The 14,191-nt window shown below is 63.1% G+C and carries 13 protein-coding genes; 8 read left to right on the top strand and 5 right to left on the bottom strand.

Translation table 11 applies throughout. The annotated features are described in order from the left end of the window. Positions 1-4 precede the first annotated feature (4 nt). The 3 genes from VKS22_07925 to VKS22_07915 all read right to left on the bottom strand — a co-directional run bounded on the left by VKS22_07925 (position 5) and on the right by VKS22_07915 (position 3,794). Positions 5-1,726, bottom strand: a complete 1,722-nt coding sequence (locus VKS22_07925) for a protein kinase (GenBank protein ID HLW70537.1) — start codon at positions 1,724-1,726, stop codon at positions 5-7. Between the two features lie 66 nt (positions 1,727-1,792). Further along, on the bottom strand, positions 1,793-2,422 hold the full coding sequence (locus VKS22_07920) for an FHA domain-containing protein (protein ID HLW70536.1): 630 nt from the start codon (positions 2,420-2,422) through the stop codon (positions 1,793-1,795). 73 nt (positions 2,423-2,495) lie between these two features. Then, entirely contained in the window at positions 2,496-3,794 is a 1,299-nt protein-coding gene (locus tag VKS22_07915) for a VWA domain-containing protein (GenBank protein ID HLW70535.1), read from the bottom strand. Positions 3,795-4,193: 399 nt separating this feature from the next. On the opposite strand from VKS22_07915, the gene VKS22_07910 reads away from it, so the two are divergent. Further along, positions 4,194-5,303 (top strand): PAS domain S-box protein, encoded by a 1,110-nt coding sequence (locus VKS22_07910; protein ID HLW70534.1) that lies wholly within the window; start codon positions 4,194-4,196, stop codon positions 5,301-5,303. Positions 5,304-5,352: 49 nt separating this feature from the next. Here VKS22_07910 and VKS22_07905 read toward each other — a convergent pair whose 3' ends face one another. Beyond that, positions 5,353-6,513 (bottom strand): beta-propeller fold lactonase family protein, encoded by a 1,161-nt coding sequence (locus VKS22_07905; protein ID HLW70533.1) that lies wholly within the window; start codon positions 6,511-6,513, stop codon positions 5,353-5,355. Between the two features lie 217 nt (positions 6,514-6,730). Between VKS22_07905 and VKS22_07900 the strand changes: the two genes are divergently transcribed. Together VKS22_07900 and VKS22_07895 are read left to right on the top strand one after the other, a co-directional pair. Further along, positions 6,731-7,702 (top strand): cyclase family protein, encoded by a 972-nt coding sequence (locus VKS22_07900; GenBank protein ID HLW70532.1) that lies wholly within the window; start codon positions 6,731-6,733, stop codon positions 7,700-7,702. Between the two features lie 78 nt (positions 7,703-7,780). Next, a complete protein-coding gene (locus VKS22_07895; protein ID HLW70531.1) occupies positions 7,781-8,134 on the top strand; it encodes an aspartyl protease family protein in 354 nt (117 codons plus the stop codon). A gap of 11 nt (positions 8,135-8,145) precedes the next feature. Here the strand turns inward: VKS22_07895 and VKS22_07890 are convergent, their stop codons facing one another. After that, entirely contained in the window at positions 8,146-9,303 is a 1,158-nt protein-coding gene (locus VKS22_07890) for an acyl-CoA dehydrogenase family protein (GenBank protein ID HLW70530.1), read from the bottom strand. A gap of 137 nt (positions 9,304-9,440) precedes the next feature. Here VKS22_07890 and VKS22_07885 point away from each other — a divergent pair, with 137 nt between their 5' ends. The 5 genes from VKS22_07885 to VKS22_07865 are packed head-to-tail and all read left to right on the top strand — an operon-like array spanning position 9,441 to position 14,181. Continuing rightward, a complete protein-coding gene (locus VKS22_07885) occupies positions 9,441-10,535 on the top strand; it encodes a hypothetical protein (GenBank protein HLW70529.1) in 1,095 nt (364 codons plus the stop codon). Between the two features lie 29 nt (positions 10,536-10,564). Beyond that, positions 10,565-11,731, top strand: a complete 1,167-nt coding sequence (locus tag VKS22_07880) for an ABC transporter permease (protein ID HLW70528.1) — start codon at positions 10,565-10,567, stop codon at positions 11,729-11,731. Continuing rightward, positions 11,715-12,557, top strand: coding sequence for an ATP-binding cassette domain-containing protein (locus VKS22_07875; protein HLW70527.1), 843 nt, complete (start codon positions 11,715-11,717; stop codon positions 12,555-12,557). Before VKS22_07880 ends, VKS22_07875 begins: the two co-directional genes overlap by 17 nt. Then, on the top strand, positions 12,554-13,516 hold the full coding sequence (locus VKS22_07870; GenBank protein HLW70526.1) for an MlaD family protein: 963 nt from the start codon (positions 12,554-12,556) through the stop codon (positions 13,514-13,516). Before VKS22_07875 ends, VKS22_07870 begins: the two co-directional genes overlap by 4 nt. A gap of 11 nt (positions 13,517-13,527) precedes the next feature. After that, positions 13,528-14,181, top strand: a complete 654-nt coding sequence (locus VKS22_07865; protein HLW70525.1) for a PqiC family protein — start codon at positions 13,528-13,530, stop codon at positions 14,179-14,181. The last annotated feature ends 10 nt before the right edge of the window (positions 14,182-14,191 follow it).

The raw sequence follows: 14,191 nt of genomic DNA, 5'->3' as shown, positions 1-14,191 counted from the left end.
CTCCTCAGCTCTTCCTGAACTCGAGCTTGGCGCCGCCCAGCACAATTTCGTCACGATCGCGCAGCTTGTAAAGCTGATCGCGCCCGAGCCGTCCCCGCCCAGCCACGTAGGTGCCGTTGAGGCTGCCCAGATCGCGAATGAAATAATCGGCGCCCTGCCGGATAATCTCGGCGTGGCGATGCGAGACGCGATCGCCGCCGCGCGGCAGCCGCGACAGGTCGACATCGACGTCGTCATAATCAGCGCCGCGCCTCCCGTTGCTCGCAGAGCCGGCGAGGCCGCTCACGTTGCGCCCGATCACCACCCGGCTTCCGGTCAGACTAAAACGGATCGCGTCGCCGCTTGTCGCGAGCCAAGCCCCAGCCGCCACGCTCCCCGGCTCCAGTTCGATCGCATTTCGCGACCCGCCATTGCCGATGCGCGTTGGCGCAGCGCCGGCTTCCACCGTCGCCACAATCGTTGACCCGAGCGCCGCCCGCGCCGGGACAGGCACAGGCACACCCACACGAAGGTCCGGCGGCGTCAGCCGCGCCGGCGTCTTCGCCCTGCTCGATACAGCAGCAGCTTTGACGACTCGCGGCGATTGCGGCTTGTTCGCGGATGCGGGTTTGACGATCTGCGGCGCTTGCGCCTTCAGCCCTAAGTCTCGAGTCTTCGCGGTGGCCGACGCGCCCGACCGTGCCGGCGTCAGCCCGGCCGGCGGATTACTGACCGACATATTCTTGACCGGCAGATTCAGGCTCCGTTGCGTATCACCCCGCGCCGTTTTGGGCTTGGCCGCCGGCATCACGAGTGAGCGCGGGGTCGCGGCGCGCGCCGCCGCCTGCGGCCGATCGAGCACGATCGTGGCCATCTGCGCGCCGCCCCGGCCATTGCCGTCTGCGACGCCAATGCTGGCGGACGCGGGTTTGCCCGCCGCCGTCGCCGGAAGCAAATCGCGCATCTCCTGCGCCGAACGCGGCCGCTTTTCGATATTTTGGTCGAGCGCCCGCATCACCACCGCCGCCGTCGCCTCGGAGACCTCCGGAGCGAGCTCGCGTACCGGCGGGAAGCTGAAGGGCGGCTCAAGCTGCGGATCGCGACCGGTCAACAGATGATGCATGGTCGCCGCTAGGCCGTAGAGGTCCGAGCGCGGCTCCATCTTACCTAGGTACTGTTCGGGTGGCGCGTAGCCTACCGATCCGATCTGCGTACCGTGTCCGCCCGGCGGCAAAAACCGCGCGATCCCAAAATCGATCAGCATCGCATGACCCCGCTGATCTATCATGATATTGCCCGGCTTCAGATCGCGGTACACCAGCGGCGGCTTCTGACTGTGCAGGAAGTATAGGACCTCGAGAATCTCGCGCGCCCAGCCGGTGACCTGCGCCTCCGGAATCCGCGCCCGCGGTCCTAAAGCGTCGAGCCGATGCTGCAAATCCCCCCCCGCGACGTACTCCATCACCAGGTAGTGACGTCCGCCTTCAGTGAAAAAATCGATCACCTGCGGGATACTCGGATGCGACACCGTCGCGAGTACGCTGGCCTCGCGTTTGAAATCGTCGATCGCTTTTTTCTCGGCTATACCGTCGCCCAGCACCATCTCCTTGGCTGCAACCGGACGATTGGCCAGCCGCGTGTCGTTGGCGAGATAGACTCGCCCCATTCCGCCCTGACCAAGAATTTTGTGGATGCGATAGCGGCCGTCGAGCAGATGATTGGACGGCAGCGGCTCACCGGGCTTCATCGCGGCTGTACACTGTTCACGGCGCGAGCCCATTGCGTCGAATCGCGATCAGCCGAACGCGGTGCTCTAAGAAATCGGACTGATCGTCAGTTTCAGGAACGTCTTGCCGATAATTACTTCGTCGCCATCTTTGAGTTCGGTTGGATTACCCGGCTGCAGTCGCGGCTGGCGGTTAACATACGTGCCGTTGAGACTGCCGATATCTTCGATTGTGATCTTGCCGCCGTCGAGCCGGATCAGCGCGTGCTTGCGCGAAATTTTGGCCTCGGTGTCGTCGGCGTCGAGATCGACTTCCGGGAACGATCCGGTCTCCGGATCCCAGCGTCCGACCAGATTATTGCCGGTTTCGAGCTCGAATTCCTGATTCCGCCGGCCGCCGCGGGTGATCGAGAGTTTGGCCTTGAAGGGCGCGGGCGCGGCAGCCGCTGCGGGGGTGGGACTGGGGGCCGTCATCTCGCCGGTCGGCGCTTTTGATGGCGTAGTAGCTTCGGGGGCTGTCGCCGCGGGCTCCGACGCGGCCAGTGCAGGTTCGCTAACGGGCGGCACTACTGGCGCTTCGGCAAGCGCCGAGGGCCCCTCGCCGCCGTTGGCCGAGGGCGAGGGTGTTGCCGCCGCCGCGCCGAGCTTGGCCCCGCAGCCGTCGCAGTAGTCCAGACCGTCCATGTTCTCGTAGCCGCACTCACCGCATTTGATCATGTTCTTTCCACACCTCTCATACCCGCCTACTGGCAGGTCTATTCCCGCCGCGCGCCGCAACCAGATGGCACAGCTATTCGTCCTTTTGCAACGCTTTCAACGCCTCCGGATCGAGCATCTGAGTTTTTCTGACGACCGCCTGCGCCTGCAACAGCGTGGTCTTGGCGGCTTTGCCCTGAAGCGTTTGCGTCTTCTTGACCTGATCCATCAGACCCGCGAGCGCCTGAGTCGCCTTGACATTGCCGAGACGCTGCGTGCCCTGGATGGCATTGCCCAACAGCCGCGTTGCGCGATCGACATTGCCGAGTTTCAACTCTTCCTCGGCGCGCGCCTGCAGCTTGGCGATCGAGACCTGATCCACCAGGTTCATGACGCGACCGTTGCGCTTGCTGGTCAGTGTGCGATCGAGCGTGTACTCGACCGTCACGTCCAGGCTGGTTTCGCCCGCGCCGGCGCCGGGCAGCTCGTAATGAAAGGTTGATTGGGCGATGCGCACCGGCCCGGGCCGCCGCGGCGGCAGAACGAGGGTCAGCAGCGCTGAGCCCGGCGTTCCCGCCTCCAGGTCGCCAATCTCGTAGGCAACTTTGCGTTCGTCAACTAGCGGCGCGCCGAGCGCGTAGATTTCCGGACTGGCGCGGAAGGCCTCGCGAATCTGCACGCCTTGGGCCAGCATCAGATCGATTTTGCCGTTGCGGATGCTGACCGCGCGCAGTCCCTGCAACTCGTCCTCGAAGATGCCCGGGATCTCTGCGGCGTCCCCGATAAAGTGATACTTGCCGTGGGAATCCTGCGCAATCCGCATCAGCAGTTTTTCGTTGAACTCGACCCCGACGCCCATCGCGGAGAAGGAAATCTGCTCGCGATTCTGGTTGGCCAGGTCGATACAGGCGGTCTCCTCGTAGGTCTGCCCGTCGGTGAGGACCAGCACGCGATTGAGCCGGTTGGGGGCAAAATTCTTTTTGACTTCTTCGATCGCTGCGCGCATCCCGAGCGCCATCTGGGTGCCGCCGCCGATCTCGAGCATGTCGATTTCATCGAGGGCGCGGCGCACCGCCGATTTGTCGTGAATCTGATCAGGTTGAACGATAACGCGCGCCGAGTCGGCGAAGGCGACCACGGCGATTTTGTCCTCGGGCGCAACGTTTTCGGAGAGGAACTTGACCGCCTCGGTGACGAATTCGAGGCGCCGTTCGTCGTACATCGAGCCCGAACGATCGAGCACGATGCCGAGATTAAGCGGCAGGCGCGCCCCCGCACCGCTGCCGCCGGCCCCGGCGACCGCCTCGAGCAGCACATAGAGCACGAAGTTTTCGGCGCTCGAGAGTACATAGTCGCTACTCGCGAGCGCGCTGAATGTCAGCCCCGATGGCATCTACAATTCACCCCTACGAGGATTCTAGGTGCAAGGATTGTCCCTTAGCAACATGCTCCAGCACAGCGCCGACTTTTTGATGGCAAATCACCGCGTTGCGGCATTGCGTGTCAGCCGCGCAGGACATTTGACGTAGCGACCATCCATTTTATTTATTCGATCGCTTTGGCAGCGATCCGGTTGACAGCTCGTGCAACACCGTCTTGCCGCGAGCGCCCTGAGAGCGTTAGGGTAGCCTCAGGTATGGGCCGGTCAGTCAAGGGAGACCCATCGCGCACTTGAGGTTTGGGGGGCATGGAGATGAAGTCTGGGATGCGCGGCTCCAAGTCAGAATTCGATTGAAGGTTTATAGCCTGTGCGGCCGTGAAGCTTGCGGCGCGCAAGTGAGTGACTTTTTTGATGTTCACGCTTGACGAAAGCCATTTAAGGCGGCTGGTTGAAAGCTCGCCCGATATCGTTATTGCAGTCGATCGCTCGGGGACGGTTATCTACTACAACGACGGCGCGCGAAAGAATCTGCGCTACACCGCCGATGAGATCATCGGGCAGAAGATTTCACGGATCTACGCGTCTCTCGAGGAGGCGCGCCGGGTTATGAAGGCGCTGCGGGATTCGCCCGACGGCGGGCGGATCGCGAGCTTCGAGACCGTATTGTGCGACAAGGACGGGATGCATTTTCCCGCGGCGATTTCCGGCTCGCTGATTTATGATGACCAAGGCGCTGAGGTCGGCTCGATCGGCTTTGCGCGCGATATCCGCCAGATGCGGCGTCACGATCAGTTACTGACGGCCGGCGAAATCGCCGTGAGTCTGGCGCATGAGATCAACAATCCGCTCGAATCGATTATCAACAATCTCGACCTGCTCGCGGGTTGCGCCGAATCTCATCTGAGCCCCTCCGAGATGGTGACCGAGAATGCGCGGCTCGACTCCATTCGCCGCGGGATCGAAAGAGTGCAGGCCAGCGTCCGGCGGCTCGACGAAATGGCGCGCAAGGGCGACTACATCACCACCGACTATATTCAGGGACGCCGGATGACCGACCTCGGGGAACGTTCTGAAAAGTCAGAAAAGTCGGAGAGGCCGGAAAAAAACGGCGCGGTCAACGGCAATGTGGCGCATCGCGCCGACTGGCCCCTGACCGGCATGTCCGTGCTGGTGCTCGACGACGACGTCACCGTGGTTACGTCGTTGGCCGACGTGCTGCGCGCCGAGCGCTGTGTCGTCCACACCGCGACGCGGCCGAGTGCCGCCTTCGGGATCATCCGCAACGTCAAGGTTGACGCGGTGATCTCGGATGTCGTCATGCCCGAGATGGACGGTTACGAGTTCTACCTGAAGGTCAAGGAAGAATTGCCCAAGCTGCCGGTGATCCTCATGACCGCCTACTATTACGACAAGGATCACATCATCAAGCGCAGCCGCCTGGAAGGCGTAACCGGCGCCATCTTCAAGAAGCCGGTGAATCCGGCCAAATTGCGCGAGCTGCTTTTGAAGTTGCACAAGTAGATCCCGCGACGGTTCGAGAATCAGCCTTCAATCCAGGCGCGGCGGCGGTTCAGCTCGTGACTACAATGAACTGCGGCGAGCTGGCGCCGTTCGAGGGGTTCTCGGTCGCCGAGGAGCCAACCGAGGCCAGGAGGCCGGTGGTTGAGTCGATGCTCAAGCCCGTCACCGTGCCGCTACCTGAGTTGGTGACGAAGAGGTTAGCCGCGCTCAGTGCGTTATCGACCGCGAGGCCGATCGGCGCAGCGAATCCCGTGGCCGAGGTCGAAAAGGTCAGGATGCCGGCGGCGAACGCATAAATCTGAACTGCATTAAGGCTCGGAGTTGCGACGTAGAGAAAGGCGTTGCCGTTCGGCGTCACTGCGAAGACCAGACCGGCGGCGGCTACGCCCAGCGCCGTGGTTTGAGAATTCAGCAACAGGGAGCCGTTCGACTGAATCGCAAAAACCGAGACCACGCCGCTAGTTGCGTCGGCGACAAAAACCCAACTTCCGGTCGTGTCCATCGTGATCTGGGCCGGCTTACCCCCAGCGATGCCCAGGGTCAGGGTGCTGCTGAGCAGGGTCCCGAGAGTTCCATCAGTGTTGATCGCAAAGGCTGAGACCACGCCGCCGCCGCCCTGATCGGTGATATAGGCGGTTGAGCTTGAGAGGACGCCGCTGATCGGAGTGGTCAGATTGCTGGTGGTGGAGGCGGGTGTGTTGGCGGTCAGAGCGCCGCTGGCGTTGACGATGTATTGCGAAATCGACCCGCTGGAGTTGATCGCATACGCGGCGGTTCCGTCAGTCGTGACGAGGACCTGCTGTGGATTGGTCCCGGCCGTGATGGTGCCGAGCGCGCTCAGATTGCCGTTGGAGGTGAGAGCGAATTCGTGGACCTCGTTGTCGGCGCTGTTGGCCACGTACAATGCTTTTGAAGGGATGGCGGCGAGCCCGAGCGGTCCGCCTGCTTTCCCGCTTCTGATCGTCCTGGGGTTCGCCGGTACGCCGGAAGAATTGCTGAGCGCGGATAACTTGCCGTCGGCGAAATTGGTGACATAGACCGAGCGCGTCGTGCCGGTGCCGCCGCCGCCACCCCCACCGCCGCTCGATGAGCTGGTCGTGCCGGAAAAGAATGTGCGTCCACCACATCCTGCCGCGAGCGCCATCACGATTGTGAGCGTCGCCGCGACCCGAGCGCGGCCTCGAAAGATGACGCCAAAATTCTTCACCATGCGCCCGCACTCTCCAAGCATAAAGGACCTTATTTTTCCGGATTTTGCCAAACTACTGACGGCCGGACTCAACCTACTATATTCAATCTCGGCCGGAGGGAAATTGCGAGGTTCGCTTGACAATCCGGCAGCAGCCGTGGCGTGCTCTCGCAATACGAGCGTCTCGGCATCCCGACCTGCGGGATTGAGCCGGACTGCCGACAAGGGAGCATGCGCGATGGCCACAATCGATTTCAAAAAAATTCCCAAGTTCTCGCAATTGCCTATACGCGAGGGCGCGCCGCCGGATTCAAACTGGGGCGTCTTCGGCGACGATGACGAGGTCGGCTGCGTGAACTTTCTCACGGCTGACGGCGTGGTCGAAGCTGCGGGACTGGTGCGCAAGGGCCGCGTCTTCCGGCTCGACACGCCGCTGAATTACGCCTCGCCACCGCTGTTCGACCGCGAGCCGGTGAAGCATACGAAAAAGAGTTTCGAGAGCTATGGGCTGCTCGGCTTTGACGACGTTCTCGACAGCTACAACACGCAGGAAGGCAGCCAATGGGATGGCCTCGGCCATGTCGGCAATCAGCGCGCGCAGGCCTTTTACAATGGCGTGACCGAAGCTCAAATCAAGGGTGGCAACAAGCTAGGGATCCACAACTGGGCCGATCGCTTCGTCGGCCGCGGCGTGCTGATCGACGCCTTCCGCGATCGTGCCGAGGCCGGGCGGCCAGTCAATCCGCTCGAGAGCGAAACCTATACTCTCGATGATCTGAAGAACGCGCTGCGGGCGCAAAAGACTGAGCTCAAGCCCGGTTCGATCGTGCTGGTGCGGACCGGCTGGATGGGCGCCTACCTGAAGGCGTCGCCCGAGGCCAAGCGCACGATGGCGCCGCTCAATGCGCTCAAGGCCTGCGGCATCGACAAGAGCCGCGAACTGGTCGGCTGGCTGTGGGACAACTGCGTGGCGGCGATCGGCACCGATTGCCCGGCGGTCGAGCCGTGGCCGTGGGATTTCAAAGACGATGGCGCGCTGCACTACCGCACGCTTTCGCTGCTGGGCCTGCCGCTCGGCGAACAGTTCGTGCTCGATCAGTTAGCGAGCGATTGCGCCGAGGATAAGCGTTACGAATTCATGCTGGTCTCGGTACCGCTGCATCTGAACGGCGGCATCGCGTCACCGCCCAACGCGGTCGCGATCAAGTAGCGCGCGGGAAACTTTGCGAAGAGCTCTTGGCCGCGTAGGATAGGAGGACTTCAACTCGTGCGGTGAAGCGGACAAACGATGGGTATAACTTATGCCGAGGGGGTGCTGACGGGTCCGTCCGGCGGTCAGGCAACTGTGCGCTTTCTCGTCGACAGCGGCGCGATCTACACCCTCGTCCCGCATGACATCTGGAAGGCGTTGGAACTCACGCCCAAGCGCACCGTTGACTTCACCCTCGCCGACGGGACGATTATCGAGCGCGTGATTTCCGAGTGTCACATCAGCATGCCGGTGGGCGACGCCTACACGCCCGTCATTCTCGGGGAACCAGGCGACGAACCGTTGCTAGGCGTCGTCACGCTGGAAATTCTCGGTCTAATCCTCAATCCCTTCAAACGCACGCTCGAGCCGATGCGGATGATGCTCGCTTAGGCGCACCGTGATCACTCGCGGCTTTCGAGGCCCATGCGGCGCGCGATGATCACCTTCATAATCTCGTTGGTGCCGGCATAGATCGACTGGATCGCGGCGTCGGCGTAATCGGTGGCGACGGGAAACTCCATCATGAAGCCATAGCCGCCGTGCAGTTGCAGGCACTGGCTCGCGACCTTTTTCAGCAGGTCGGTTACCCACCATTTCGCCATGCTGACTTCGGAAACGATCTCGTCGCCGCGGACGTGCGCGGCCAGGCAGCGATCGACGAAGGCCTGTCCGACCTCGACCTCGGTCGCCATCTCGGCCAGCTTGAACTGGGTATTCTGGAAGCTGGCTATCGGCTGGCCAAAGGCGCGCCGCTGTTTGGTGTAGGCGACTGTATCGTCGAGGCAACGGCGGGCGCTCGCCAAAGCGATGACTGCGGTCGTCAGCCGCTCCTGCTGCAGCTTCTCCATCAGCATCTTGAACCCTTGGCCCTCCTGGCCGAGCAGATTCGAGAGCGGCACGCGGCAGTCCTCGAAAAACAGCTCGCTGGTGTCCTGGCCCTTGAAGCCGAGCTTGTCGAGCTTGCGCCCGCGCACGAAGCCGGGGGAATCGCGATCGACCATGATCAGGCTGATGCCGCGATGCGCGGGTTTGGCCTGCGTGTCGGTCTTGACCACGAGGATGACCGCATCGGAGATCTGGCCGTTCGAGATGAAGGTCTTGGCGCCGTTAATCACCCAGCTATCGCCGTCGTGGCGTGCGGTGGTTTTGACCGCGGCGAGGTCGGAGCCGGTGCCGGGTTCGGTCATCCCGATCGCGAGGATGAGGTCGCCGCTGCAGGCGCCGGGGATGTAGCGGCGCTTCTGCGCCTCGCTGCCATAGGAGGTGATGTAGGGCAGACAGATATCCGAATGCAGGCCCATCATGAGGCCATGGGCGCGGACCCGCGCGAGCTCTTCGTTAACGATGGCGTCGAAGAAGAAATCGACGCCGCCGCCGCCGTATTCAGCGGGCGCGTTGGGGCCGAGGAAACCGGCGGCGCCGAGTTTGCGCCAGCTTTCGCGATCGCTCATGCCGTTGCGGTTCCAATCGGCAATCTTCGGCTCGATTTCAGCCTCAACCAGACGCCGCACCTGCGTGCGGAACATTTCGTGTTCTTCGGTGAAGATCTCCCGGCGCATCGTGACCTCCCGTAGTCGGGAACCTAAAGTGGCATGGCGGGCGGGTCGCTTCCAAGGGGCCGGGGCGGGCTCCGACTGTCGCGGACATACGCAAGCGGGTCAAATTCCGATAATCTTCGTCGCGAGGAGAACCACCAATGGCAGAAGCAAACAGCGCATATGTGGAAAAGCTGCGCCGTCACGAAGTCGAGGTGCTGGCGTTCCTGCGTGAGTTCGAGTCGATCCAGGAAAACCTCCGGCTCGGCGAGGTGCGGCCGGTGCAGGCGCAGCTGCTCGCGGCGACCGGCGACGCCTTCCGCCGCTTCAATGCCGAGTTCGCGCCTCTCACGCCGCCTGATGACTTGAGCCAATTCCATCGGGAGTTCGTGATTGCGATCGCGCATCTCGAGCGCTCGTTCAATCTCTTCCTGACCGCGCCGAGCCCGAACTGGACGCTCGCATTTCTCAAGAGCCGCCACAGCTTCGTGCGCGGCCTGTATGCGCTTTATGACCTGCGCGCGATGCTCCCGACGATCGGCGCGTACTTCGCGATCGCAGGCTCGAGCGCGATCGTCGAGACCGCGGCTGCTGGGGCCGGCGGCGCCGCGACCGGCTTCGCGCATCATGAGCGCACTGACGAGCGGGGGGCCTACTCGCTGTATGTGCCGGAAAATTATTCGCCAAACCGCCGCTGGCCGCTGATCATCTGTCTGCACGGCGGCTACGGCGAGGGCTATGAATACATCTGGACGTGGCTGCGCTCGGCGCGTAGCCGGGGCTATATCCTGCTGTCGCCGAAGTCGCTCGCAGAGACCTGGACGATGACCATGGGCAGCATCGACACGCGCTCAGTGATGACGATGCTGGATGAGGTGCTCGCAAACTACACCGTCGATACGACGCGCACTTATCTGACCGGGCTTTCGGACGGCGGGATTTTTACTTACATCCTGGGTCTCGAGCGCCACGAAATGTTTGCCGGAATCGCGCCGGTCGCGGGTGCGCTGCACATGGCTGCGGACCCGATGTTACGCACGCGGACCGGATGCGAGCTGCCGATTTTCGTGGTGCACGGCGTCCACGACTTTATCTTCCCGGTCTCCTACACGCGGCAGGCGAACGAGTTGCTGAGTTCGCTGGGTTACAACCTCAAGTACGAGGAGCTGTCCGAATGGGGACACGCCTTTCCCTATTCGATCAATGAACGGCTCGTGCTGCCCTGGTTCGAAAGTCTGCCACCCCGGTCGGCCTAGCGGGCGAGGCTGCAGACACCATCAGCGCGATGACAGCGAGGCGGGCGACCAGAGTTGCGTCACAGGCGAGCGGCGAGGTCACTTTCGCGCGCACGGCGAGCGGTGAATGCCGGATTCAACTGGCGGGCGCGTGGCGCCTCGGCCGCGGCATGGCGCAAGAGTCCGCTGAATTCGAGCGCGCGCTTACGGAGGGCGCCAAACCTACCCGCGTAAGCTTTGACGCGAGCCGCCTTGGGGCATGGGACAGTGCGCTCGCGACGATCCTCGCCCGCGTCGGCCAGATTTGCGCGGAGCGGGCGATCGCGATCGATTACGGCGGGCTTCCTGAAGGCCTCCGGCGCTTGCTCGAACTGGCGGGGACGACGCCGTTGGCGGAAGTGGACGCGTCGCCGCCGCGGCGGCCGGCAGTGCTTGAGCGCGCCGGAACTGCGGTGATCGGCTGGGGGCGGGGTGCCGCCGACGCGGTGGCCTTTATCGGCGAGGTCACCCTTGCCCTGGGGCGAGTTGTCGCGGGGCGCGCGCGCTATCGGGCGGTCGATGTGTGGGAGCTGCTCGCGGCTTGCGGCGGCAGGGCGGTCGGGATCGTTGCGCTCATCAGTTTTCTCGTCGGCGTCATCCTGGCCTTCATGGGCGCGGTGCAGCTCGAACGTTTTGGCGCCTCGATCTACGTCGCGGACCTGGTCGCGATCGGCGTCACCCGCGACATGGGCGCGATGATGACGGCGATCATCATGGCCGGCCGGACGGGCGCCGCCTTCGCCGCGCAGCTCGGCACGATGAAGGTGCGGCAGGAGGTCGAGGCGCTCGAGACCATGGGCATCTCGCCGATCGAGTTTCTGGTGGCGCCGCGCGTGATCGCGCTGGTCTTAATGATGCCACTGCTGTGCCTGTACGCGGATTTTATCGGGATCCTGGGCGGCGCGAGTATTGGCGTCGGGATGCTGCATATCAATCTGGGCACCTATCTGAACGAAAGCGCTAAGGCGATCTATCCCACTGGCGTACTCGGTGGGCTGTTCAAGAGTCTCGTCTACGGTATCCTGATCGCAATTGCGGGATGCTATCGGGGCATAAAGTGCGGGAACAGCGCCGCGGCGGTGGGTGAAGCGACCACGGCGGCGGTTGTGGATGGAATCATCCTGGTGGTGGTCGCCTGCGGACTCTTCTCATTGGTTTTTCATGTCATCGGAGTCTGAGGCCGCGCGGCCAGCCGCGACCGGTAACGCCACGGCGGGGAATCGCGCGGCAGCGGGCGAAGCGCATATCACGGTACGCAATCTGACGATGGCCTATGGCGAGTTTGTCGTGATGCACGATCTCAACTTTGTCGTGCGGCGCGGCGAAATTTTCATCATCATGGGGGGCAGCGGATCGGGCAAGAGCACGCTCCTGCGCAATTTGATGGGGCTCGAAGAGCCGGCCGCGGGCGAAGTCTTGTACGGGCGCGAGAACTTCACGCAGGCCGGTGCGGAACAGCGCAAAGTGATGTTGCGGCGCTGCGGCGTGCTTTACCAGAATGGCGCGCTGTGGAGCTCGATGACCTTGCGGGAAAATGTGGCGCTGCCGCTGGCGCAATTCACTGATCTGGCAGAAGAGGAGATTCGCGAAGTGGCCGGATTCAAGCTCGCACTGGTCGGGCTCAAAAACTTCGAGGAGAGCTATCCGGCGGAAATCAGCGGCGGGATGCAAAAGCGCGCCGCAGTCGCGCGCGCGATCGCGCTGGATCCGGAGATGCTCTTCTTCGACGAGCCGTCGGCGGGACTTGACCCGGTGACTTCGAGCCTGCTCGATGAGCTGATTCTCGAGCTGCGCGCAAATCTTGGCGCGACCGTGGTGGTCGTTACGCACGAGCTGGCGAGCATCCTCGAGATCGGCGACAACAGCGTGTTTCTCGACGGCGAGAGCAAAACCATGATCGCGCAGGGCAAGCCCAAAGAATTGCTCGCGCGCTGCGCCGATGAGCGCGTGCAGCGCTTTCTCACGCGCGGCCGTAGCGTCGCCGGCGCGAGCCACGCCGGATGAAGCAGCGAGTTAGTCCGGTCGCGGTCGGCGGCTTCGTGCTCGGCGCGGCGGCGCTTGCGATCGTCGCGGTGATGATTCTGTGGGGCGACCAGTTGTTCACCCGCAGTCAAAAATATGTGCTCTATTTCAGCGCCAACGTGAATGGGCTGCGGCCAGGCGCCGCGGTAAAATTCAAGGGCGTGCAGGTGGGCTACGTCGATCAGATTTTTCTCAGCCTCAATCGGACGAAACCGGGGAAGCCGCCGCTGCTGACGATTCCGGTGGTGGTCGCCCTCAGCTCAACTGCCGTGGTCCATCAAGGCTCGGATTTTCTCGACCTCGACCGGCCGGCGGTGGTAAAGAATCTGGTGGCCGACGGGCTGCGCGGACAACTTGCGTCCGAGAGCCTGCTTACCGGAATACTCTACGTCAGCCTCGATTTGCAGCCGCAGAGCCCAGCCCATTTTCGCGCGCCGCCGCACTCGAACTACCTCGAGATTCCGACCGTGCCAACGCCACTCGAACAGGTGCAGGAGATGGCGATGCGGGCGTTGGCCGAGCTCGGGCAGCTCGACCTGAGCAAACTGGTGGCCAGCCTCAACACCACGATCGTGCGGACCGGCGAGATCGCGGGCTCGCCGCAGCTCAGAGCCGCGATCGACGCCATGCCGGAGACTATCCGTAAGCTCGGCGACGCCGCCGATTCGATTCAGCGGCTGGCCGCTCATACCGACCGCGAGGTCGGGCCCACCGCCGGCGCGCTGCGTGAAACTTCTGCGGGCGTGACGCGGACGCTCGATCAGGCTCAGGCGACGCTGAAGACGCTGCGCGCGACCGTCGGTCCCGGCTCGCCGATCGACTATCAGTTGGGCCAGACCTTGCAGGATTTGTCTCAAGCCGCGCGCGCGTTGCGCAATCTCGCCGACTATCTCGACCGCAATCCGAGCGCGATCGTGCGCGGCCGTCCGCAGCAACGCTAGTGGAGCGAAAAATGTTGCTGCGATTTGTGGGAAATGAAATCGCGCCGGCTGTGCTCGCAATCTTGCTTGGGATGCTGGTCGCCGGCTGCTCGAGCGTACTCGCGCCCCTGCCCGACCCGACGCATTACTTTATCCTCTCGGCCGACAGTCCCGCCGCGAGCAGCCCGCAGTCTGCTGCGGCGAACGCGTCCGCCAAACTGGTAATCGGGCTCGGGCCGGTTAATTTTCCGGATTATCTCGCGCGCTCGGAAATGGTTACGCGCCTGAGCGAGGATCGCCTCGCGATATCGTCGGACGAGCGCTGGGCGGAACCGCTCGACGTCAGTTTCAAGCGCGTGCTGGCGCACGACCTGTCGAACGCACTGAACGGCGCGCAGGTCGCGGTTTTCCCGTGGGTGGGCGAAACTCTGCAACCGAACTATCTGGTCGAGATGACGGTCGATCGCTTCGATACCGACGCCCAAGGCGCCGCGCAGCTCGTCGCGCGTTGGACGGTTAGCGCAACCAACCCGACCCGCGTGGTCTACTCTTCCACCTCTGTGATCAATGTGCCGGCCTCGTCGGGCGCTGACAGAAGCGCGGCGGTCGGCGCGCTCAACCAGGCGGTGAGCCAGTATGGCGGTGAACTGGCCGCGGCGATTTTCCGGCTTAATCGCCGCGGCTGAAGCTGATCAC

This window comes from Candidatus Binataceae bacterium (genome assembly GCA_035308025.1).
Taxonomy (GTDB): Bacteria; Desulfobacterota; Binatia; order Binatales; family Binataceae; genus JAJPHI01.
This window is presented reverse-complemented; position numbering and strand designations above follow the sequence as displayed.